The 20,413-nt window shown below is 60.2% G+C and carries 20 protein-coding genes and 1 riboswitch; of the genes, 6 read left to right on the top strand and 14 right to left on the bottom strand.

The window, feature by feature from the left end; translation table 11 throughout:
• Positions 1-2 precede the first annotated feature (2 nt).
• On the bottom strand, positions 3-494 hold the full coding sequence (locus MRBLRC7O_RS15800) for a BA14K family protein (RefSeq protein WP_060726896.1): 492 nt from the start codon (positions 492-494) through the stop codon (positions 3-5).
• Positions 495-673: 179 nt separating this feature from the next.
• On the opposite strand from MRBLRC7O_RS15800, the gene MRBLRC7O_RS15795 reads away from it, so the two are divergent.
• Positions 674-1,384: a GntR family transcriptional regulator gene (locus MRBLRC7O_RS15795; protein WP_003506391.1), complete on the top strand. Its 711-nt coding sequence runs from the start codon at positions 674-676 to the stop codon at positions 1,382-1,384.
• Positions 1,385-1,435: 51 nt separating this feature from the next.
• Here MRBLRC7O_RS15795 and MRBLRC7O_RS15790 read toward each other — a convergent pair whose 3' ends face one another.
• A complete protein-coding gene (locus tag MRBLRC7O_RS15790; protein WP_060726895.1) occupies positions 1,436-2,692 on the bottom strand; it encodes a D-amino acid dehydrogenase in 1,257 nt (418 codons plus the stop codon).
• Between the two features lie 7 nt (positions 2,693-2,699).
• Complete coding sequence (gene alr, locus MRBLRC7O_RS15785) at positions 2,700-3,866, bottom strand: alanine racemase (protein WP_035213029.1); 1,167 nt, start codon at positions 3,864-3,866, stop codon at positions 2,700-2,702.
• A 126-nt stretch (positions 3,867-3,992) separates the two neighbouring features.
• Here alr and MRBLRC7O_RS15780 point away from each other — a divergent pair, with 126 nt between their 5' ends.
• Complete coding sequence (locus MRBLRC7O_RS15780) at positions 3,993-4,451, top strand: Lrp/AsnC family transcriptional regulator (RefSeq protein ID WP_003500727.1); 459 nt, start codon at positions 3,993-3,995, stop codon at positions 4,449-4,451.
• A 209-nt stretch (positions 4,452-4,660) separates the two neighbouring features.
• Here MRBLRC7O_RS15780 and thiD read toward each other — a convergent pair whose 3' ends face one another.
• The 5 genes from thiD to MRBLRC7O_RS15755 are packed head-to-tail and all read right to left on the bottom strand — an operon-like array spanning position 4,661 to position 8,573.
• A complete protein-coding gene (gene thiD / locus MRBLRC7O_RS15775) occupies positions 4,661-5,458 on the bottom strand; it encodes a bifunctional hydroxymethylpyrimidine kinase/phosphomethylpyrimidine kinase (RefSeq protein WP_060726894.1) in 798 nt (265 codons plus the stop codon).
• Complete coding sequence (gene thiE, locus MRBLRC7O_RS15770; RefSeq protein ID WP_003506409.1) at positions 5,455-6,117, bottom strand: thiamine phosphate synthase; 663 nt, start codon at positions 6,115-6,117, stop codon at positions 5,455-5,457. The genes thiD and thiE overlap by 4 nt, the downstream gene beginning before the upstream one ends.
• Positions 6,104-6,844 (bottom strand): hydroxyethylthiazole kinase, encoded by a 741-nt coding sequence (locus MRBLRC7O_RS15765; protein WP_060726893.1) that lies wholly within the window; start codon positions 6,842-6,844, stop codon positions 6,104-6,106. Before MRBLRC7O_RS15765 ends, thiE begins: the two co-directional genes overlap by 14 nt.
• Positions 6,841-7,791 (bottom strand): ABC transporter substrate-binding protein, encoded by a 951-nt coding sequence (locus MRBLRC7O_RS15760; protein WP_060726892.1) that lies wholly within the window; start codon positions 7,789-7,791, stop codon positions 6,841-6,843. The genes MRBLRC7O_RS15765 and MRBLRC7O_RS15760 overlap by 4 nt, the downstream gene beginning before the upstream one ends.
• Positions 7,788-8,573: an ABC transporter permease gene (locus MRBLRC7O_RS15755; RefSeq protein WP_077998646.1), complete on the bottom strand. Its 786-nt coding sequence runs from the start codon at positions 8,571-8,573 to the stop codon at positions 7,788-7,790. Before MRBLRC7O_RS15755 ends, MRBLRC7O_RS15760 begins: the two co-directional genes overlap by 4 nt.
• A 126-nt stretch (positions 8,574-8,699) precedes the next feature.
• A riboswitch (TPP riboswitch) is annotated at positions 8,700-8,802 on the bottom strand.
• Positions 8,803-8,997: 195 nt separating this feature from the next.
• Here MRBLRC7O_RS15755 and MRBLRC7O_RS15750 point away from each other — a divergent pair.
• Complete coding sequence (locus MRBLRC7O_RS15750; RefSeq protein ID WP_060726994.1) at positions 8,998-10,287, top strand: TadE/TadG family type IV pilus assembly protein; 1,290 nt, start codon at positions 8,998-9,000, stop codon at positions 10,285-10,287.
• Positions 10,288-10,309: 22 nt separating this feature from the next.
• Here the strand turns inward: MRBLRC7O_RS15750 and MRBLRC7O_RS15745 are convergent, their stop codons facing one another.
• The 6 genes from MRBLRC7O_RS15745 to MRBLRC7O_RS15720 all read right to left on the bottom strand — a co-directional run bounded on the left by MRBLRC7O_RS15745 (position 10,310) and on the right by MRBLRC7O_RS15720 (position 17,678).
• Positions 10,310-12,304 carry an alpha-glucosidase gene (locus tag MRBLRC7O_RS15745; protein WP_060726890.1) on the bottom strand — a complete coding sequence of 665 codons (1,995 nt, stop codon included), beginning with the start codon at positions 12,302-12,304 and terminating at the stop codon, positions 10,310-10,312.
• Between the two features lie 11 nt (positions 12,305-12,315).
• Positions 12,316-13,170, bottom strand: coding sequence for a carbohydrate ABC transporter permease (locus tag MRBLRC7O_RS15740; RefSeq protein WP_060726889.1), 855 nt, complete (start codon positions 13,168-13,170; stop codon positions 12,316-12,318).
• Between the two features lie 4 nt (positions 13,171-13,174).
• Entirely contained in the window at positions 13,175-14,086 is a 912-nt protein-coding gene (locus MRBLRC7O_RS15735) for a carbohydrate ABC transporter permease (protein ID WP_003506425.1), read from the bottom strand.
• A 174-nt stretch (positions 14,087-14,260) separates the two neighbouring features.
• Positions 14,261-15,511: an ABC transporter substrate-binding protein gene (locus tag MRBLRC7O_RS15730; protein ID WP_111793268.1), complete on the bottom strand. Its 1,251-nt coding sequence runs from the start codon at positions 15,509-15,511 to the stop codon at positions 14,261-14,263.
• Between the two features lie 50 nt (positions 15,512-15,561).
• Positions 15,562-16,638, bottom strand: coding sequence for an ABC transporter ATP-binding protein (locus MRBLRC7O_RS15725; protein WP_060726888.1), 1,077 nt, complete (start codon positions 16,636-16,638; stop codon positions 15,562-15,564).
• 335 nt (positions 16,639-16,973) lie between these two features.
• Positions 16,974-17,678, bottom strand: coding sequence for a GntR family transcriptional regulator (locus tag MRBLRC7O_RS15720; protein WP_003506435.1), 705 nt, complete (start codon positions 17,676-17,678; stop codon positions 16,974-16,976).
• Between the two features lie 100 nt (positions 17,679-17,778).
• Between MRBLRC7O_RS15720 and MRBLRC7O_RS15715 the strand changes: the two genes are divergently transcribed.
• The 3 genes from MRBLRC7O_RS15715 to smoA are packed head-to-tail and all read left to right on the top strand — an operon-like array spanning position 17,779 to position 20,353.
• Positions 17,779-18,936, top strand: a complete 1,158-nt coding sequence (locus MRBLRC7O_RS15715; RefSeq protein ID WP_060726886.1) for an LLM class flavin-dependent oxidoreductase — start codon at positions 17,779-17,781, stop codon at positions 18,934-18,936.
• A complete protein-coding gene (locus tag MRBLRC7O_RS15710; protein WP_003506437.1) occupies positions 18,936-19,829 on the top strand; it encodes an aldo/keto reductase in 894 nt (297 codons plus the stop codon). The genes MRBLRC7O_RS15715 and MRBLRC7O_RS15710 overlap by 1 nt, the downstream gene beginning before the upstream one ends.
• Positions 19,829-20,353: an NADH-dependent FMN reductase SmoA gene (gene smoA, locus MRBLRC7O_RS15705; protein WP_003506438.1), complete on the top strand. Its 525-nt coding sequence runs from the start codon at positions 19,829-19,831 to the stop codon at positions 20,351-20,353. Before MRBLRC7O_RS15710 ends, smoA begins: the two co-directional genes overlap by 1 nt.
• Positions 20,354-20,413 lie beyond the last annotated feature (60 nt).

The following is a 20,413-nucleotide window of genomic DNA, read 5'->3' as shown; positions in this document are numbered from 1 at the left end:
GATCAACCCGCTACGCAGAAATGACGCTGGCCATCATAATCCGTATAGGTCCCGGTGCGGGAATTGAAGCTCCGGTAACGCTGCGAGCAATAGTCGTACCAGGCGTTGGTCCAGGGCTCGATGGTGCGATAGGTGGCGCGCTGGCCGTAAACCGGGCGGCTGTCATAGACAGGCTGCGGGCGATAGACCGGGGCGGGGCGATAAACAGGCTGCGGCTGCGGCCGATAATAACGATAGTCCGGCTCTTCGTAGACGTAGCTCGGCTCATAACGACGGGGCGGGTCGATATAGACGCGCTCATCATCCACCGGCGCCGGGCGGGACATTGCGGAGCCGACGGCGACACCAGCGGCAAGACCGAGTACGCCACCCAGAATGGCAGCATCGCGACGATCACGGCGGTCCCAGTCGCCAGCGGATGCGCTGCTCAAGGGAACAATGGTAGCGGCGGCGACAGCAATTGTCAGAACTGTTTTAGCTGCAAAGGACGACATGGTGTGTTCTTCCGTACAGGTGGCAGGGTGCTGCCAGTTGCAAATTCGATGGTTAAGGAAATACAGCCCGGCTGCTGAACGGGCGCTGAATGAATTGTGGCGGACCGGCGGCTGCCCGCAATTCCTGTTTGCGTGCGCCGCACTTCGCGCTAGAACAAAAGAACAAACAGGACACGCCCATGAGCCTTGCCCACATAACTGTCTCACCCGACACCTCCCATGAAGACCGCGCCCAGGCCATTCGCGATACGCTGCGTGACGCCATTGTCGACCGCCGGCTTGCGCCGGGAACCAAACTGTCGGAATCGGAAGTGGGTACGCTGTTCGATGTCAGCCGCACGGTAGTGCGCGCCGCACTTCAGATGCTGGCCTATGAGGGGCTGGTGAAGGCTGAGCGCAACCGCGGCGCCTTCGTTTCCAATCCCACACCGGATGAAGCGCGGCAGGTGTTCGCCTCGCGCCGGCTGATCGAACCCGGTGTCGTCGATGCCGCCATCGAAAAAATCACGCCGGCGGCAGCGAAGCGGTTGCGGGAGCATCTGGTACAGGAAAGCCGCCACCAGCATGAACGTGGCCCGAGCGCCAGACGCGCGGAAATCAAGGCATCGGGTGATTTCCACCTGATGCTGGCCTCGCTTGCCGGCAATGCCATTCTGGAAAAATTCATGGACGAACTGGTCGCCCGCTCGTCGCTGGTGATCGCGCTTTACGGCCGCTCGGGTGTCTCGAGCTGCGGCCACAATGATCATGCCGATCTCTTGGATGCGCTGGAGGTAAAGGATGCGGCAAAGGCTCGTGCGCTGATGTTGCAACATCTTGACCACATCGAGGCCGACCTTGACCTGCGCATGATGGAAGGTCTGGCGCTGAAGGATGCGCTGGCGCTCTGATTGACTGCCCATCCCGTCTCGCGGGACGGGGATGGGCGGACTAATCTCGTATCAGGCGGCGTAACGGCTGATCGCCAGATCGTGCGTATCTATCTCGGGCTTGTTCCCGCTGATGAGATCGGCAAGCACCCGCGCGGAGCCGCAGGACATTGTCCAGCCGAGCGTACCGTGGCCGGTATTGAGATAAAGATTGCTGTAGCGGGTGGCGCCGATGACAGGCGTACCGTCTGGCGTCATCGGGCGCAGGCCGCACCAGAACTTCGCCTGGGTCTGATCGCCAGCGCCGCCGAACAGGTCTTCCACCGAATGAGCCAGTGTTTCCTGCCGCGCTGCCGGCAAATCCTTGCTAAAGCCGGCGATTTCAGCCATGCCGCCGGCGCGGATGCGTGAGCCAAGCCGGGTGATAGCCACCTTGAAGGTCTCGTCCATGACCGTGGAGACGGGTGCGCGCTCCTCCTTCACGATCGGAACCGTGATTGAATACCCCTTCACCGGGTAAACCGGCAGAGTAAGGCCAAGCTGGCGCAGGAATTGCGGCGAATAGCTGCCGAGCGCGGCGACGAAAATATCGGCCTCCACCAGCCCCCGGGTGGTTTCCACCGCCTTGACGCGTCCTGCTTCAACGATGGGGCGCATGATGCCGGTATCGTAAAGGAAGGTAACGCCGGCTTCTTCGGCCATGCGGGCAAGTTCGGTGGTAAACATGAAGCAATCGCCGGTCTCGTCGCCCGGCAGGCGCAGGCCGCCCACGATCTTCTCCTTCGCCGGCGCGAGGCCGGGTTCGATGGCGGCGCAGCCGTCGCGGTCGAGAATTTCAAAGGGCACGCCGCCCGCCGTCAGCACGTCGACATCCTTGCCGATGGCGTCGAACTGCTTCTGGGTGCGGAATACTTCGAGCGTGCCCTGCATGCGCTGGTCATATTCGATGCCGGTCTCTTCGCGAAGCGCCATCAGGCAATCACGGCTATATTCGGCAACGCGCACCATGCGGCTCTTGTTGATGGCATAACGTGCCGAGGTGCAGTTGCGCAGCATCTGGCTCATCCAGCGCCAGGCGGCGGGATCGGCCGTCGGGCGGATGATCAGCGGCGCGTGTTTCATGAACAGCCATTTCATCGCCTTGACCGGAATGCCGGGGGCAGCCCAGGGCGAGGAATAGCCGGGGGAAACCTCTCCCGCATTGGCGAAGCTGGTTTCCAGCGCCGCGGCCGGTTGGCGGTCGATCACCGTCACCTTGTGTCCGGCTTTGGCCAGATACCAGGCGGATGTCACGCCGACGACGCCGGCTCCGAGGATAGTGACGTTCATGATCGTCTCACTTGTGATTGACTGATGTTGAAGCAATGGCCGGGGTTTCACCCGGCTGAATGTAACTGCGGCGATAACGGCGTCCGAGGCCTGTCAGGATCTCATAGGCGATCGTGCCCGCATCGTCGGCGATGTCTTCCAGCGTCTGGTCTGGCCCGATCATCTGCACGAGACTGCCTTGCGTCAATGCGTCTTCGGGCAGGGCGGATATGTCGAGAATAATGCTGTCCATCGAAACGCGGCCCGCAATCGGCAGGCGCACGCCGTTATACCACGCCGCGCCGCGATTGCTGAGCGAACGCGGCAGGCCATCAGCGTAACCGGCCGCGATTGTCGCAAGCCGCGTCGGACCGGCTGCCTCGAAAGATCCGCCGTAACCGACCAGCGAACCGGCTGGAACAGTGCGGGTCTGGATGACGGCGAGGTCAAGACGAACGACCGGCTTCATCGGGTTGGGGCGGGCAACAGAGGGCGCGCCTCCATAAAGCGCGATGCCGGGGCGCAGGAGATGATTGTGGTAATCATTGCCCAGAAAAATGCCGCCGGAGTTGGAAAAACAGACCGGTACATCAGGGAAAGCAATGGCAGCTTTGCGCATCACCGAAAGCTGAGCGGCATTGGAGGCATGGTTCGGTTCGTCGGCGCAGGCGAGGTGGCTCATGACGAAGGCGATGTCGATACCATCAAGCAATTGCGGCTGTGAGGCGAGGACTTCAAGCTCTTCGGGGGAAAGGCCCAGACGGCACATGCCGGTATCGATCTGCACGGCGGCGGCAAGTCTTTTGCCAAGCTTCTTGGCGTGAGCCGACCATTGAGCGATCTGCTCCAGTGAGTTCAGAACCGGGGTAATGGCCATGGCCGCGCAGGAGGTCTCATTGCCAGGCTGAAGACCATTGAGGACGAAAATCCGCACTTCTGCCGAAAGTCGGAGCCTGAGCGCCAGCGCTTCATCGATATGGGCGACGAAGAAATTGCGGCAACCGGCCTCGAACAGGGTCTGCGAGACGATATCCGCACCCAGGCCATAGGCATCGGCCTTGATGACGGCCGCCGTCTGCGATGCTGGCGCCATCGCCGCGAGGGTCAGATAATTGTCGCGCAATGCGCCGAGGTCGATGGTCAGATGACCGCTTGCACCACCGGCTGCCTGCTGGCGGCTGATCTGCATATCCATGTCGCTCACCCTCATTTTTATCCCATGAGGGTATTGCAACGATTATCGAATTTCTTGGCGATTGTTCGAAGGAAATGCGATAGAATTCGCAATCACGCAATTTTCTTTTGCTAATTGGAATCTTCTATGTCGTCACTCGATGCGACCGACCGCCATATCATCCGCCTGCTTCGGCTCAATGCCCGCATCAGTAATGCCAAGCTTGCCGCAGAGGTCGGACTTTCGGCATCCGCCTGCCTTCGCCGGGTCGATATTCTCGAGCGGGAAGGGATTATTCGCGGGTACACGGCACTGACCAGCGGTCTTGCCGGCGGCGAGGTGATTTCGGTCATCGTGCAGATCACGCTGGATCGGCAAACAGAGGATTTTCTCAACCGTTTCGAAAACGCGGTGCGGCGATATCCGGAAATCCGCGAATGTTATCTGATGACGGGCGGCTCGGATTATTTTCTGCGCTGCGAGGCGGAAAGCGCGGGGGATTTCGAGCGCATTCACAAGGAAATTCTGTCGAAACTGCCGGGGGTTTCGCGTATTCATTCGAGTTTTGCGATCCGGAATGTGCTGGCGACGCCGAAGGCGAGGTAGCGTGGAGTGTAGGGCTTACCCCCCTCTGTCCTGCCGGACATCTCCCCCTCAAGGGGGGAGATCGGATGGAGCCACCGCTTGTTCCCTCGCAATCGTCTACTATCAATAAAGTGGCGTCACTGAATGTCGTGGGTCAGCCACTTGTCGATCTCCCCCCTTGAGGGGGAGATGTCCGGCAGGACAGAGGGGGATAAGCCCCGCACTCTGCACTAACTCCACCACCGATAAAAATGATGCACCGGCCCCCGCCCATGTCCAACGGCAAGCCCCCGCCCGGCATCGAGCGCCCCGCTCAGATACTCCTTCGCAAGCCCCACCGCTTCCCGCAACTCACAACCCCTGGCAAGATAAGCCGTGATCGCCGCCGCCAGCGTGCACCCCGTCCCGTGGTCATTCTTCGTCTCCACCCGTGCCACGGAAAGCGCCTGCATGGCGCCGTCCGCAAACAGATAATCCGTACTCTGCGGCCCCTCACCATGGCCGCCCTTGATGAGCACGGCTTTTGCACCCGCTTTCAGGATCGCCTCAGCCTGACGGGTAATCTCCTTCTCCGTGGTGGCCATCGGCGTGCCGGTCAGCAACGCCGCTTCCGGCAGGTTCGGCGTGACGATGGCGGCGAGCGGCAAAAGCTCGCGCCGCAATGTCTCGATGGCATCTTCATGCAGCAAACGGTCGCCTGACGTCGCCACCATGACCGGATCCAGCACCACAGGCTGTGATTGCTGCCGAAGCCGTTCGGCGATGGCGGCGATGGTTTCGATCCGCGATACCATGCCGATTTTCACCGCATTGACGGCAAGATCGGAGAATACCGCCTCCATCTGTGCGACGATGGTGGCGACGGAAATATCCTCCACCGCGGTCACGCCTCTGGTGTTCTGGGCGGTGATGGCGGTGATGACGCTGGCCGCATAGGCGCCAAGCGCTGAAAAGGTCTTGATATCAGCCTGGATGCCCGCGCCGCCGCCGCTGTCGGAGCCGGCAATGGTCAATGCAATTGATGTCATGGTTGTCTCGCTTTCAGCGTGGCGTCAATTGCGGAGCGGAAGTCCTTGGCCGCACTGGCAATATCGGCCGCACGAAAAATGGCGGAAATGACCGCGACACCATCCGCACCCGCCTTGATGACGGACGGTACACGCGCAAGATCGATGCCGGCGATGGCGCCCACCGGCATATCAGGTCGCCATTCCCTCAAAAGGGCGCGTAGCGTCGCAAAACCGTCGATGCCAACGGGCTTGTCCGGATTGACCTTGGAAACGGTTTCGAACACGCCGCCAATGCAGGCATAGTCGACGGGCATGGAAGCTGCCCGTTCGGCATCGGCACGGTTCTTGACGGTAAGGCCGATGATCGCCTTTTCACCGAGAATGCGCCTTGCGGTCTTTGCATCCATGTCGTCGGCGCCGAGATGCACCCCGTCCGCGCCAGAAGCGAGCGCCACATCCACACGGTCGTTGATGACAAGCGGCACGCCGGTGCCGGCGATGGCCTCATGAATGGCGCGGGCGTTTTCGATCATTTCCCGCGTAGAGCCGTGCTTGTCGCGATATTGCAGAATGGTCGCGCCGTTGAGTGCGGCGGCGAGAGCAAGCTCCGGCAGCGGTGCGACATCGCTAAGGCTTGCGTCGACCAGCGCGTTGAGGCGGTAATCAACCTTGTTCATGCTCGATCCTCGCGTGATTGATGATGTCCTCACCGGAAATTTCGGAAAGCGCATCCAGAAACGCCGGTTCAAATGTGCCGGGGCCTCCGGCGCGTCTGGCGGCGAGTTCGGCGGAAACGCCTGTCACGGCAAGGGCGGAGGCCGCCGCCGTCAGCGCATCTTTTTCCACCGCCATGAAGGTGGCGATGACGCCGCCCGAGAGGCAACCCGTGCCAGTCACCTTCGCCATCCACGGATGGCCGTTGACGATCCTGACGCTGCGGGTCGTGTCGCTGAGGTGATCCACAGGCCCGGTCTCGATTCTCACCACATCAGGCACATCGCCGATCAGGCTCATTTCGGCGTGATTGCCGCGCACGATCGTCGGGGAAAGTGCGATGAGTTCGCGCGCGAACTCCAGTCGCGACGGTGAATAATCGCAATGCACGGGGTCGACGATCCACGGCTTGCCGGAGGCATTGGCGATCTCTATCGCCAGCCGGATGACCCCGCGCCGTTCGGCATCCAGTGTGCCGAGATTAACGGTCAGTGCATCCGCCTTGGCCACGAAGCTCTCGATTTCCTCGAGCGAGGTGGTCATGGAAGGAATTCCGCCGACGACGGTGATGCCATCTGCGGTGAATTTCTGCACCACGGTGTTCATCAGGCAATGCACGCGCGGGCGCGTCTGCCGCACGCGCTCCAGAATTTCGGCGGCCTTTGCCGCTGTTGGATAAGTCGTCGTCATGGCTGCTGCAGCTCCACGGCGATGTCGTCCGCCGCCGGCGCCTGCTTGATCAGCTGCATCTCCTGCATGAAGGCGCCAAAACGGGCATAGCGGGTGCGGTCGAGTGCGGCCGGGCGCTTGGCGAAACGCGGCAGCGTGTCGAAGAAGGCCTGCTTATTCAGCGCGTCGTCAAGGTTTGGATAGGCCTTGATGAAAAGCTGCCAGGCTTCCTGTGGGTGGTTGGTGATGAAGATCGCGGCCTGTTCCACGGCGGAGAGGAAACGCGGCAGGCGGCTGTCTTTTACGAGATCGCGATGGGTGACGAAGATCAGCTCGTCATAGGCCGGAACGCCATGTTCCTCGGGAAAGAAGGAGCGGCCCTCATGTCCCTCGAGCTTCATCTGCGTCAGCTCGAAATTGCGGAAACCGCCAAGCGTGGCATCCACCTTGCCGGCGATCAGCGACGGCGAGAGCGAAAAATTGACGTTGATGAGTTCGACATCATCCTTCGTCAGCCCGTCCTTTTCCAGCATGCGCTTCAGCATGGCATCTTCGAAGCCGGATACGGAAAAGCCGACCTTTTTGCCCTTCAGATCCTTCATGCTCTTGATCGGCCCATCGGCGAGAACGGTGACGGTATTGAGGGGCGTTTCGACCAGCGTGCCGAAACGCACGAGTGGCAGGCCGGCGTCGTGGTCGAGATAGAGGTTCGGCTGGTAATGCACGCCGATATCGGCCTGTTTTGCCGAGACGAGACGCGGCACGGCGGAGGGGTCTGCGGGCGGAACCAGTTCCACCTCCAGCCCGGCATCGGCAAACAGGCCGCGTTCTTTTGCAATCACCATCGGCGCGTGATCCGGATTCACGAACCATTCGAGCAAAACGGTGAGCTTGTCGGCCGCCTGGGATTGCATGGGCGCAAGCACGCTTGCAGCCGCGACGACGAAGGAAAGAAGAGTTCGTTTCATGGTGCCGAAAGTCTCCGCAAATATCTGAAAGGAGTGGTGTGTTCTGTTTCTTTGGCCCAGGGGGCGAGATGTGCTGTCGAGAGATCGACGATAAGCCGCAGCAGCACCGCCATGACCGCGAGAACGGCCATGGCGGCGAACATGGTGTCGGTCTGCATCCGGGCATTGGACTGGATCATCACAAATCCGAGCCCTGCGGATGCGCCCACCCATTCGCCGATGACGGCGCCCAGCGGGGCTAGCGGCGCCGCCACTCTCAAGCCCGAGATCAGCGACGGGAGCGCCAGCGGCACACGCAACCGGGTGAGGACCTGCCAGTGGCTCGCCTTTGTCAGCGAAGCGGCGTCGAGGATGGCGCGCTCCGTGCGGTTGAGGCCGTCAGTGAAGGAGGACGCGACCGGAAAGAAGATGATGATCGCCGTCATGACTACTTTCGAGGCCATGCCGAAACCGAACCAGAGGACGAGAATGGGGGCGAGCACGAACACCGGAAAGGCCTGCAACACCAGAACCATGGGCCAGACGAGGCGGCCGAGGCGCGGAATGGCGGCAATGGTGAAGGCGACGAGAATGCCGGCGGTGATTCCCGCCGCAAGCCCGAGCGCCATTTCGCTGAGCGTCACCAGAGCCTGTCCGAACAGGAAGCCGGGCTGGCGCAGAAAAGCGCCGGCAACATCGGCGGGCGATGGCAGGATATAGCGGGGTGGCGAAAACAGCCACGTTCCCGCCTGCCAGAAAACCAGCAGAAGACCGACACCGTTCAGCGCATGGATGGCACGCATGGGCCGGACCTCAGACGCAGACGCACCATGTGCGAAGGGCGGAACGTTTCAGCATCATCATTCGTCTCCAGATGTGACAATCACGGAGATCAGGGCAAAGCGGAGAAGAGAAAGGGTAGCGCCCCTTGGGCGCGACAGTTCCGTTCCTACGCCGGCATGACCCGGATCAGGTTCAAGGGTCCGGCTCAACGCCATCTCAGCACCGTCTGGTGCTCCCCTCGGAAGAGTTTGTTTTGTAAGTCAAGTTTCATAAATGTCAACGTCCCGCCGCCGATCCGTCGTCAGGCGCGATCGCGGGTACCCGTATCCATCTGCGTATTAGTTATTGAGGAAATTAGATTTATCGAAAATTAGTTATCTCTTGAAACTGCCTTTCAATATTGTACGACTAACTTGACCCCGGGAAAGATGATTGGGGGCGAATTTGAAGAGCTTCTGGCAGGATAAATCGGGAAATTTCGGCATTCTCAGCGCCTTGTTGATGGTGCCGCTGATTGGCGCCGCCGGCGTGGCCCTTGATGTGACGCACGGCATGGCCGTCAAATCAGACCTGCAGATGGCGGCGGATGCCGCGGCCCTCGCGGTGGTTGCCGATACGTCGGCGAGCGTTCACAAGGCAAAGGAAATGTCGAGTGACGGCGTCATTACGCTTGGCGGCGATGAGGCTTCCGCATTCTTCGAAAGCAATGAGAGGGCCAATCCCGACTACAAGCTCCTGTCTCTCGACGTGTCGGTGATCAAGCGCGGTAACGCCATCGAATCGTCGGTCAGCTTCAAGGCATCCATCGGCACGACGCTTTCACGGGTCCTCGGAGAGGATCTCATCACTGTTTCGGGCAAGGCGACCGCCAAATACGAGACGGAAACATTCAGCGACTTCTATGTGCTTCTGGACAACACTCCTTCGATGGGCGTTGGCGCCACGCCGGCCGATGTCGCCACCATGGTTGCGAATACGAGCGACAAATGCGCTTTCGCCTGTCACATCGTGACAAACGGGGTGGTGGACAAGAACAGCTATTATTACAAGGCCAAAAGCCTCGGAGTGACGACGCGCATCAATGTGGTCGCAAAGGCCACGGCGAGCCTTATGGACACGGCGAAGTCCAACCGCAAAAGCAGCAATCAATATCGCATGGCGGTCTACACTTTCGGAGAGAAAGCCGAAGATACGAAGCTGCTCGAGGTCGTTCCCTTGACGTCGGATCTGGCGACCGCGAAGAAGAAAGCCGGTGAAGTCGACCTGATGTCGATCCCAAAGCAGGGATTTAACAACGACCAGCAGACGGATTTCGACCGGGCACTCACTCAGATCGGCGACAAGATCGGCAATTCTGGCACCGGGGCGAGTTCGGCCAGCCCCGAGAAGATTATCTTCTTCGTTTCAGACGGTGTCGGCGATAGCTACAAGCCATCCAGCTGCACCAAAAAGACGACCAGCGGCCGCTGTCAGGAGCCGATCGATATCAAATATTGCACGAAGCTGAAGGAAAAGGGCTTCCGGATCGCCGTGCTCTACACCACCTATCTGCCGCTGCCGACCAATGACTGGTACAATAGCTGGATCGCGCCCTTTCAGCCGGAAATCGGCGCACGCATGCAGCAATGTGCTTCTCCGGGACTGTTCTTCGAAGTCAGCCCGTCGCAGGGCATCAGCGACGCGATGACCGCCCTCTTTAAAAAGGCCATCACATCACCCCGCCTGACGGGGTGATGGAGAACGAACCCGCTATCGTTCAGCCGATGGTGCGAAGTTTTTCAAACAGCTGCCGCTGGCTGCTATCGGCACGGTAGAATATCGCCGGCTCGCCGAGCGGCGCTTCGACGGTAATGTCTCGCCCGCCGCGATAATGCATGTCGCTCCAAAGATGCACCCATTCGCCGTCGCCCGGAAGATAGAGCGAACGTTGCGTTTCTCCGGCTTTCCAGACCGGTGCGACAAGCATGTCCGCCCCGTAGAGGTAGCAGTCCTGAATGGCGTAGGTCTGCCGGTCATCCTCATAATGCAGGAAGAGGGGGCGTTGCACCGGCAGGCCCGACTCTGCAGCCTCGGCGGAGAGCGACTTCAGATAGGGGGCGAGCGCGACATAGATGGATGTCATACGGGCGAAATGGGCAAGAACCGTTTCATCCTGATCGATCTGCAGATTGTCGCGCGGCCTGTTGCCCTCATGGGTGCGCATGACCGGCGTGAAGGCGGCCATTTCCGTCCAGCGCATGATGAGTTCAGCGGTCCTGACATTGCCGAACAGGCTGGTATAACCGCCGATGTCGGAGTGGTGATAGGCATTGCCCATGAGGCCGGAGGAAAGCGCGCCGCAGATGACGGTGACCAGGCCGTCGTGACGGGAGAAGTCGACAGACTGGTCGCCGCCCCAGATCAGCGGGCAATGGGCTTGCACGCCCGTGAAGCCGGCCCGCATGAAGAACAGCGCTTCGCCGGTCTTTCCCCGGTTCTCGACGGCTTTCGCATTGACCTCGGCCCAGAGTGTTGGCCAGGCATTGTGCATCAGCTTGGCATCGACACTATTGGAAAGCGTGATATCGATCGGCAGGTATTCGCCGAAATCGGCCATCCAGCCGGAAAGGCCGAAATCCAGCATATTCTTGCCGATGATCTCCTCGGCGAACCATTCGGCGGCGGCCGGATTGGTGAAATCGACCACACCGCAATCGAACTCGCCGAAATCCACCAGCGCCGTTTTTCCCTCGGCGTTGGTGGCGAAATAACCAGCCTTTTCGGCGACCGGGAAAAGCGGGCCGTCGACGCAGAGATAGGGGTTCACGTAACCCAGGAAGCGGATGCCCTGATCGGCAAGCTCGGCGATCTTCTGGCGCAGATGCGGATAGCGCGTATCATTCGCCTGCCAGTCCCAGAACAGGCGGGCGCCAAAGGATGTCTGGCGAAGACCCACCCAGTCCTCGCACCAGAGGCCGGACACCTTCGTTCCGGCTGCGCGGATTTTCTCCAGCCGGGCAAAGGAGTTGGCGCCGTCCTTTAACCCGATGATCGCACCATTATAGACCCATTCCGGCAATTCCGGCTGACGTCCGAACCGCAGTGAAAGCGCGGAAACGATATCGGTGAAACTGTCGCCGGCGAAAAACTCGATCCTTTCAGGGATGGCCCAGATTTCGATTTCGTGGAAATCGTCATTGCGGAAATCGAAGACCGAATAGGCGCTCGTTTCCACATGCAGCGCATATTTGCGCGACGAGAGCCAGGTCGGCTGCGGATAGTTGGTGTTGTAATAATCACCGCCCGCCTTGCCGCTGACGTCAGACTTGAAGGTGATTTCGGTTGTCTTGTCGCGGCCGACCCCCGGCTCGGAGGTCCAGAGCGGGAAACGACGGCGGCGCATGTCGAAATAGGACATCTGCTCGCCGCCACCCCAGACATGCTCGTCCGTTTCCGCAACGATGCGCAGCCAGAGGCGGTTGACGGTTTCATCCAGCGCCGTCAGCAGGACGGCGTTACCGTCGAGCGTCAGGCGAAGGCGCGGTGCCTGTCCCGGTGAGGATGAGAGCGTGACGCTGTCGCCGTTGACCTCCGCATGGCGTAGGGCGGTTCGCTCGATGACATAGTCTTCGATATCGAAATTGCCGCGATACATATCCATCCGCTCCTTGCCGAAACCGGCGAAGAAGGCCGGACTATCAGACGAATGGGAAAGGATGGTGCGGTTGCCGATCGCGAGTGTGAAGCCGTCTTTGGTCGTTTCGAAATGCATGACTTAACCTTTTAGCCCTTAAGGCCACCGGCGGTGAGGCCCGAGACAACCCGTTCTTGGAAAATGACGATCAGGATCGCGACCGGCACGATGCCGACCACCAGCGCCGCCGAAATGACCGGCCAAGGGAAGGCGAACTCGCCCTGATACAGCTGGATGCCGACGGGAAGCGTGCGGAGCGCCGGATTGGAATTGAAGGACAGCGCCAGCAGGAACTCATCCCAGGCATTGACGAAGGCGAGGATACCGGCGGTGAAAACGCCCGGTGCGCAGAGCGGCACGACGACCTTGAAGAGTGCGCCGATGCGGGTGCAGCCGTCGATCATGGCGGCGTTTTCGAGATCGCGCGGAATGCTTTCGAAGAAAGAGACGAGCATCAGCGTGCAGACCGGAAGAGAAAGGACCGTGTAAGGCAGAATCAGTGCCGTCCAGCTGTTGAGCAGGTTCAGCGCGCGCATGATTTCGAACAGCGGCACCAAGAGCGTCACCAGCGGGAAGGTGGAAACGGCGATGATGAGTGAGAGGATCAGCGCCCGGTATTTGAGGTTCAGCCGCGCCAGCGCATAAGCCGCCAGCACCGAAATCAGAATGGTGAGCGCCGTGGAGAGTAGGGCCACCATGAAGCTGTTGAACAGGAAGAGGTGCAGCGGCTGGTCGGAAAAGGCCTGCATGTAGTTAGCAAGCGTCGGGGTATGCGGAAACCACGTGATCGGCTTGACCGTCAGTTCCGCTTCGGTCTTCAGCGAGGTGAAGAGGATCCAGATTGCCGGGAAGAGGCCGTTGACCAGCAGGATGGAGGCCGCGATGAAGCGCAGCGGCTTGCCGGAAAAGACGGAGGACAGACCGGAATTTGCAACGGTGCTCATGGGATCAGTCCTTCGTCCTAATGATGCGGAGATAAACGGCGGTAACGCACATGGAGAGCGCAAACATCATGACCGCCAGCGCCGAACCGTAACCGAGATCAAGGAAGGAAACGGTGTTCTGGTGGATATACATGGCAAGCGTTGTGGTGGACGTGCCGGGGCCGCCGCCGGTCATCATGTAAGGAATATCAAAGGTCTGCAGCGCCGTGATCGTACGGAAGATGAGGGCGACGACGATCGAGGGCTTGAGAAGCGGCAGGGTGATTTCGAAGAACTGGCGGACCTTGCCGGCGCCATCCACATCAGCCGCTTCATAGAGCGAGCGTGGAATGGTCTGAAGGCCGGCGAGGATCATCAGCGCCATGAACGACGAAGTTTTCCAGATGATCGTCAGGCAGATGGCCGCAAAGGCCCAGTTCGGCGAGTTGAACCAGATGATGCCTTCAAAGCCCAGCCGGTTCAGAACGTCATTGACCACGCCATATTCGTAATGGAAGAACCATGCGAAGATGAGGCCGGCAAAAGAGAGCGGCAGCGCCCAGGGAATGAGCAGCGACAGGCGCATCGGCCACTGCATGGAGAAGGGGAGGTTGGCGAGCAGCGCCAGCCCTAGGCCCATGAACAGCGCGCCAGGCACGGTGATCAGCGTTATCAGAACCGTATTCCAGGTCGTTTCCCAGAAGATCGGATCGTCAAACATCGCCGTGTAGTTTTCAAAGCCGATGAATTCCGCCGGCAGGCCTGATGTCAGCGACAGGCTGAAAAACGAGGTGTAGACGAGCCGCGCCACCGGATAAACGATGATAAGCGAAAGCAGGATCGCTGCCGGCGCCAGCAGAAGCACGGCCAGCGACCGGTCGCCGAGATCGAGCCACCGCGTCCAGCGCGGCTGCGGTTTCTCGTCCACCCGAACCATGGTTCTATCAGGCATTGTCACGTCTGCCACTCCCGCAACTGGATTCACGTCATCGTCTCCCGATCGGACCGGTTTATATCCGGCCCGTTTATCGCGCCGTTCAGGCGGCTTTATTCCTGTCAGTCGAAACGGCCGGAAAGGGCATGGTTTGCATGCCGCCTTCCGGCCCAAAGCTTAGCGCAGAACGCGCCGCAGACGGCTTTCCATCTGCTTTGCGCCGTCTTCCGGTGTCATCACGCCGGCAAGCACGCCATTGACCGTGGTGCGGATTGTCTCGCTGACCTCGTTGTAACGCGGTGTCACGGGGCGGGCCTTCGCGGTCTCAACGACTGGCAGGGCGTCCGCGAACCAGGGGATCGTCTTGGTCACGTCCGCATCCTTGTAGAGTGCGGCATAGGTGGGCAGAAGGGCGGCGTTGATGGCCATGAACTTCGACACATCCTGACCCGAGAGATACTCCACCAGCTTCTTGGCTTCGTCCTGCTGCTTGGAATAGGCGGAAACGCCGAATTCCCAGCCGCCGAGGCAGGTCGTCTGCTCGCCGTCTTTGACGGCGGGCAGGCGGGCGACGCCGACCTTGTCGTTCACCTGCGATTCCTTGCCCTGGAAATGGGTCCAGGCGTAGGACCAGTTGACGGCGAAGAGAACCTTGCCGGCCTGGAATTCCTTGCGGGTATCGTCGGTTGCCACTTCCGAAATGTTCTTCTTGGAAATGCCTTCGTCGACGAAGCTCTTCCACAGCTTCAGCGAATCCACGGCGGCCTTGTTGTCGAAATTCAGTTTGCCGTTTTCAACCAGGGACTTGCCCTCGCTCCAGTAGGGCAGGAGGAAGGTGCAGACCGCGCCTTCGATCGCCTTACCCTGGAAGGACAGGCCCTGAAGTTCGGGGTTCTTTTCGCCTTCCATCACCTTCTTGGAAGCTTCCTTCAGCTCGTCCCAGGTGGTCGGCGGCTTGATGCCGTATTTGTCGAGCAGGTCTTTGCGGTAATAAAGGAACATGGAATCGGCGAAGGCGGGCAGCGCCACGATCTTGCCATCCACGGTGTTGGCTTCCGCATAGGTCGGCAGGTAGGCGGACAGGGCCTTGCCGGCAAAATCGCTGGTCCAACCGGCCGTGGCGAACTGTGCCGGGCGGATGACGTCGAGCATTAGCACGTCGAGGCTTGAATCCTTGGCCGACATGACGGTGTTGAGATATTGCGCCTGCATTTCCGAGGTGTTGCCGCCGGTCTCGATGACCACCTTCACACCCGGCGTCTTGGCCTCATATTGATCAAGCGCCTTGCGCCACACATCCGGCTGATGCTGGCTGGAAACGAAGATTTTCAGTTCGGCGTCGGCAAAGGCCTGTCCCGAAAAGGCGAGCATGGTCGCGCAGAGCGCTGCACCCATAAGGGCTTTGCCCCGGATAGCTTTGAATGTCATGTGTTCCTCCCGTTATTAAACCCTTGGCCGCGGCATTTTTCGCCGGGCGATCAGTGGATAGAGCGTTCCGTTGCCGCGTCGAAAAGATGGACCTTGGATGGATCGACGCCGATCCGCAGTTCCTCGTTCGGCGTCGGCCGAAGCTGCGGTGGCATGCGTGCGGTCAGCGCCGCATCGCCAAGGCTGAAATGGACGAGCGTGTCCGAACCCAGCGGTTCCACAACCTGCACCTTGACCGCAAGCTGCGTGTCGAAGCCCTCGACGGGGCCGAAATGTTCCGGGCGAATGCCGACGATGACTTCACGCCCGTCGAGGCCCGTTTCGCGGGATGGCCGGATGGCGGCCATCGGCAGGGAATTGCCGTCGGAGAATGCCAACCGGTCGCCGCTCACCCTTGCGCGGGCGAAGTTCATCGCCGGAGCGCCAACGAAACCGCCGACGAAGACGCTTTTAGGCCGGTTATACACCTCGTCAGGTGTACCGACCTGCTCGATATCGCCGCCGCGCAGGATGACGATGCGGTCCGCCAGCGTCATGGCCTCCACCTGGTCGTGGGTAACGTAGATGATAGTCGTGCCAAGCTGCTGGTGCAGACGCTTGATTTCCGTGCGCACCTGTCCGCGCAGTTTGGCGTCGAGGTTGGAAAGCGGCTCATCGAACAGGAAGACCTGCGGACGGCGCACGATGGCGCGGCCCATGGCCACACGCTGACGCTGGCCGCCGGAGAGCTGGCCGGGCCGCCGGTCGAGAAGGTGCTCGATGCCGAGCATCCTCGCCGCCTCGTCGACGCTGGCATTGGCCTGCGATGCGCTGACACCGCGCACCTTCAGGCTGAAACCCATGTTTTCGCGCACCGTCTTGTGCGGATAAAGCGCATAGTCCTGAAACACCATGGCGATGTCGCGCTCACGCGGCGGTAGCCGGTTGACGACACGGTCGCCGATCCTCACCTCGCCGTCGGTAATGCTTTCCAGCCCCGCAACCATGCGCAGCGTCGTGGATTTGCCGCAGCCGGAAGGGCCGACGAACACGACGAATTCGCCATCGTTGATTTCAAGGTCGATGCCCTTGACGATGCGAAGCGCACCGTAACTCTTGTCCAGCTTGCGCAGGCTGACCGAAGCCATATTTTCCTCCTCACGACCGGCGCGTCCAGAATTTGAATGGACGCAATAGCCGGTATCAACCTTCAAATTCCACGCATCGCATCTTCGAAAATCGATCCCGATTATTTGGCGATATCGTGGGATGGCGAAACGCCTGTCTCCCTGAGGTCGTGATATTACCTTTCATAAAAAGGAAATCAATAGTGTATCAATTTTATTTCTGACAGAAATCAAAAACTATTAACCCATTGATTAAAAGAAATATAACTGCAAAATCAGCCCAACGGCAGGCTGCTGCTTGCTTGCCTCCCGTCAAATTCTTTCATCCATGTGGATCACGCGAAATTTGCGCAATCTCAACGTATGCGTGAAACGTATCGTGCGACGGTATGGTCGAACCAGGTCCATGACACTTCGGCCACGGCGCCATCCTGCGCCTGGCTGAGGCGCAGAACCCTCGGCACCGAAACGCCGGCTTTCTGGCCGAAAACCTCGGGCGCCCATTCGGGCACGTCGCCGAGATCGATGCGATCCTCCGCCTTCGATATCCAGAGGTTGAGGCGGGTGCGGTAATAGAGGTAGAGGGATTCCGACATGTTCTCGATGGCGATTGCGTCGACGTAAGAACCATCAAGCCAGATCTCCTCGATGGCTGCGGGTTTGCCGGCGATGCGCCGCAGGCGGCGGATCCTGTGCCCTTCCGCCGATGTGCCGAAAGCGGGCAGGTCAGCGGGCTTGGCAAGGCGCGCCACATCCAGAACCTCCGCCGTCGGCAGGCCGCCGCCTTCGATCAGTTCGAGCCGGAAGAAGGCGTAGACGCTTTGCGGATCGCTGACGGCGCGGATGTAATTGCCGGAACCCTGCACGCGCTCCAGAAGGCCGCGTTCCTGCAACTCGGCAAGCGCCTTACGCAGTGTGCCGACGGCGATGCCGAGATCGGCCGCCATATCGCGCTCCGGCGCCAGCTTCTCGCCATCGATCAACCGGCCCGCCGCCACTTCGCGCACCAGCATTTCGGCGATCTGCATATACATGGGCAGGCTGCCGCCAGTGTGTTTCATATGCCGTTTCCTCCCCCGAAACAAAAATTGATACATCATTGATTTACATATTTCTTGATGTTATGCAAGAAAAACGAGAGCGGCCTTGAGGAGGAATTGCATGACCGTCGTACCCGTTACATCCGCTGATCTCGATGCTGCCGAGGTCTCCTGGTTTTCCGCTTTGTGTTCCGATGACTACGCCTATCTCGGCGTGCCTGACGGCAGCCTGCGCTCCAGCTTCGAGCATTGCTCCGATATCGTCAAAAAAGCCGAAGAACTCGGCTTTCGCAACATTCTCTGCCCTTCGTCCTATCAGGTCGGGCAGGATACGCTGAGCTTCGTCGCCGGCTGTGCGCCGATCAGCGACCGCATCAATTTCCTTGCGGCGATCCGCTGCGGCGAGATGCAGCCGATCATGCTGGCGCGCACGGTTGCCACGCTCGATCACATGCTGAAGGGCCGCCTGACGCTCAACGTCATCAGCTCCGATTTCCCCGGCGAAGTGGCCGACAGCGCCTTCCGTTACAAGCGCAGCCACGAGGTCGTTGAGATTCTGCGTCAGGCCTGGACCCGCGACACCATCGATCATAACGGCGAGATCTACCAGTTCAAGGGTGTGTCGACCGAACCGGCAAGACCCTACCAGCAAAATGGCGGCCCGCTTCTCTATTTCGGTGGTTACTCTCCCGATGCGCTGGAACTCTGCGGCGCACAATGTGACGTCTATCTGATGTGGCCCGAGACGAAGGATCAACTGGCAGACCGCATGCGCGCCGCCAATGAGCGCGCCGCCGCCCATGGGCGCACGCTGGATTATGGCCTGCGTGTCCATATGGTCGTGCGCGATACCGAGCAGGAAGCCCGCGAATATGCCGAACATCTGGTCTCGAAGCTGGATGATGAGTATGGCCAGCTGATCCGCAACCGCGCTCATGACAGCGGTTCGCTCGGCGTGTCGCATCAGGCACGAGCCCGCGAACTCGCCGACAAGTTCGGTTATGTCGAACCCAATCTGTGGACCGGCATCGGCCGGGCGCGCTCCGGCTGCGGCGCGGCGCTGGTCGGTTCGACGGATCAGGTTCTTTCGGCGCTGGAGGACTACCAGAAGATGGGTATCCGTGCCTTCATCCTTTCCGGTTATCCGCATCTTGACGAGGCGGAACATTTCGGCACCAAGGTTCTGCCGCAGATGAAAACCTGCTCCCTGCCGCATGCCTACGGCCGGGTGCCTTCTGAAACGCCGACCACGCCGCTCGGCAACGGGGAACGCCACTGATGGAACGCATTGCTCTTTCCGACAAACTCGAACTCAGCCGCATCGTCTATGGCATGTGGCGCATCGGTGACGACGCCGATACATCGCCCGCCCATGTGCAGGCGAAGATCGAGGCCTGCCTCGCGCAGGGCATCACCACCATGGATCAGGCCGATATTTACGGCGGATACACGGCGGAAGCCATTCTCGGCGCCGGCCTGAAGGCTGCACCGGGTCTGCGTGACAAGATCGAAATCGTTACCAAATGCGGCATTGTTGCGCCGGCCGGCCGCCACTCCGCCGCCCGCGTCAAGCACTACGATACGACGGCTGGCCACATCAATGCTTCGGTTGAGGCATCTCTTCGCGACATGGGAACAGATCACGTCGATCTGCTGCTCATTCACCGTCCGGACCCGCTGATCGACGCGGAAGAAACCGGCAAGGCGCTCGATGCGCTGGTGGCGTCCGGCAAGGTGAAGGCCGTCGGCGTCTCCAACTTCCGCCCGTGGGACTTTTCCCTGCTGCAATCGGCCATGAGCAACCGGCTGGTGACCAACCAGATCGAGATGAGCCTTCTCGCCACGGATTGCTTTACCAATGGCGATCTCGCTTTCCTGCAGGAAAAGCGCGTTTCTCCGATGGCATGGTCGCCGCTTGGCGGCGGTTCGCTGTTTTCGGGTGCTCATGGTGGCACCATGGCTGCCCTGCAGCGCATCGGCAAGGAACAGGGCGTTGATGCGACGGCTGTCGCGATCGCCTGGCTGCTGCGTCATCCGGCGAAGATCGTGCCGGTGCTCGGCACCAATAATATCGAGCGTATCAGAACCGCGGCCGATGCGCTCCGCGTGACGATGGACCGCCAGACCTGGTTCGAACTCTACACCCTTGCGATTGGAAAAGAGGTGCCGTGATGACAGTGGCAGAGGCGATCAAGATGCCCAATGAGCATGTATTCGTTCCCGGCGGCGAAAACAGCCGCAGCTTTCGCAATGCGCTCGGCGCTTTCACGACAGGCGTGACTGTCGTGACCGCCACCACGCCGGAAGGCCCGATCGGCATGACAGTCAACAGCTTTGCGTCCGTGTCGCTTGATCCGCCGCTGGTGCTCTGGTCACCGGCCAAAAGCTCATCCCGTTATCAGGCCTTCAGCGGTGCGACCCATTTTGCCATCCACGTTCTGAGCGCGGATCAGGACGTGCTGAGCGCCCGCTTTACCCGCAACGGCCGTGCCTTCGACGATCTGGATTGGGAATTGAACGACGAAGGCGTGCCGGTCATCCCTGGAACGCTTGCCCGTTTCGAGTGCCGGCAGGCGGCGGCCCATGATGCGGGCGACCACACCATCATCGTCGGTGAGGTGCTGCGCGCCGCGCATCGTGATGGCGATCCGCTGTGTTTTTCGGGCGGCACCTTCGGTCGCTTCGCCCGGCAATAACGGAACCTTCGGTCATTCCGGAAACTTCGGTATCAGTGATGCCGTTATTATGGAAACACT

The sequence above is a fragment of the Agrobacterium radiobacter genome (genome assembly GCF_040801995.1).
Taxonomy (GTDB): domain Bacteria; phylum Pseudomonadota; class Alphaproteobacteria; order Rhizobiales; family Rhizobiaceae; genus Agrobacterium; species Agrobacterium radiobacter.
This window is presented reverse-complemented; position numbering and strand designations above follow the sequence as displayed.

Coding starts and splice junctions, on each gene's coding strand:
- MRBLRC7O_RS15800 (WP_060726896.1), bottom strand. CDS start 494: ATGTCGTCCTTTGCAGCTAAAACAGTTCTGACAATTGCTGTCGCCGCC.
- MRBLRC7O_RS15795 (WP_003506391.1), top strand. CDS start 674: ATGAGCCTTGCCCACATAACTGTCTCACCCGACACCTCCCATGAAGAC.
- MRBLRC7O_RS15790 (WP_060726895.1), bottom strand. CDS start 2,692: ATGAACGTCACTATCCTCGGAGCCGGCGTCGTCGGCGTGACATCCGCC.
- alr (WP_035213029.1), bottom strand. CDS start 3,866: ATGGATATGCAGATCAGCCGCCAGCAGGCAGCCGGTGGTGCAAGCGGT.
- MRBLRC7O_RS15780 (WP_003500727.1), top strand. CDS start 3,993: ATGTCGTCACTCGATGCGACCGACCGCCATATCATCCGCCTGCTTCGG.
- thiD (WP_060726894.1), bottom strand. CDS start 5,458: ATGACATCAATTGCATTGACCATTGCCGGCTCCGACAGCGGCGGCGGC.
- thiE (WP_003506409.1), bottom strand. CDS start 6,117: ATGAACAAGGTTGATTACCGCCTCAACGCGCTGGTCGACGCAAGCCTT.
- MRBLRC7O_RS15765 (WP_060726893.1), bottom strand. CDS start 6,844: ATGACGACGACTTATCCAACAGCGGCAAAGGCCGCCGAAATTCTGGAG.
- MRBLRC7O_RS15760 (WP_060726892.1), bottom strand. CDS start 7,791: ATGAAACGAACTCTTCTTTCCTTCGTCGTCGCGGCTGCAAGCGTGCTT.
- MRBLRC7O_RS15755 (WP_077998646.1), bottom strand. CDS start 8,573: ATGCGTGCCATCCATGCGCTGAACGGTGTCGGTCTTCTGCTGGTTTTC.
- MRBLRC7O_RS15745 (WP_060726890.1), bottom strand. CDS start 12,304: ATGCATTTCGAAACGACCAAAGACGGCTTCACACTCGCGATCGGCAAC.
- MRBLRC7O_RS15740 (WP_060726889.1), bottom strand. CDS start 13,170: ATGAGCACCGTTGCAAATTCCGGTCTGTCCTCCGTCTTTTCCGGCAAG.
- MRBLRC7O_RS15735 (WP_003506425.1), bottom strand. CDS start 14,086: ATGGTTCGGGTGGACGAGAAACCGCAGCCGCGCTGGACGCGGTGGCTC.
- MRBLRC7O_RS15730 (WP_111793268.1), bottom strand. CDS start 15,511: ATGACATTCAAAGCTATCCGGGGCAAAGCCCTTATGGGTGCAGCGCTC.
- MRBLRC7O_RS15725 (WP_060726888.1), bottom strand. CDS start 16,638: ATGGCTTCGGTCAGCCTGCGCAAGCTGGACAAGAGTTACGGTGCGCTT.
- MRBLRC7O_RS15720 (WP_003506435.1), bottom strand. CDS start 17,678: ATGAAACACACTGGCGGCAGCCTGCCCATGTATATGCAGATCGCCGAA.
- MRBLRC7O_RS15715 (WP_060726886.1), top strand. CDS start 17,779: ATGACCGTCGTACCCGTTACATCCGCTGATCTCGATGCTGCCGAGGTC.
- MRBLRC7O_RS15710 (WP_003506437.1), top strand. CDS start 18,936: ATGGAACGCATTGCTCTTTCCGACAAACTCGAACTCAGCCGCATCGTC.
- smoA (WP_003506438.1), top strand. CDS start 19,829: ATGACAGTGGCAGAGGCGATCAAGATGCCCAATGAGCATGTATTCGTT.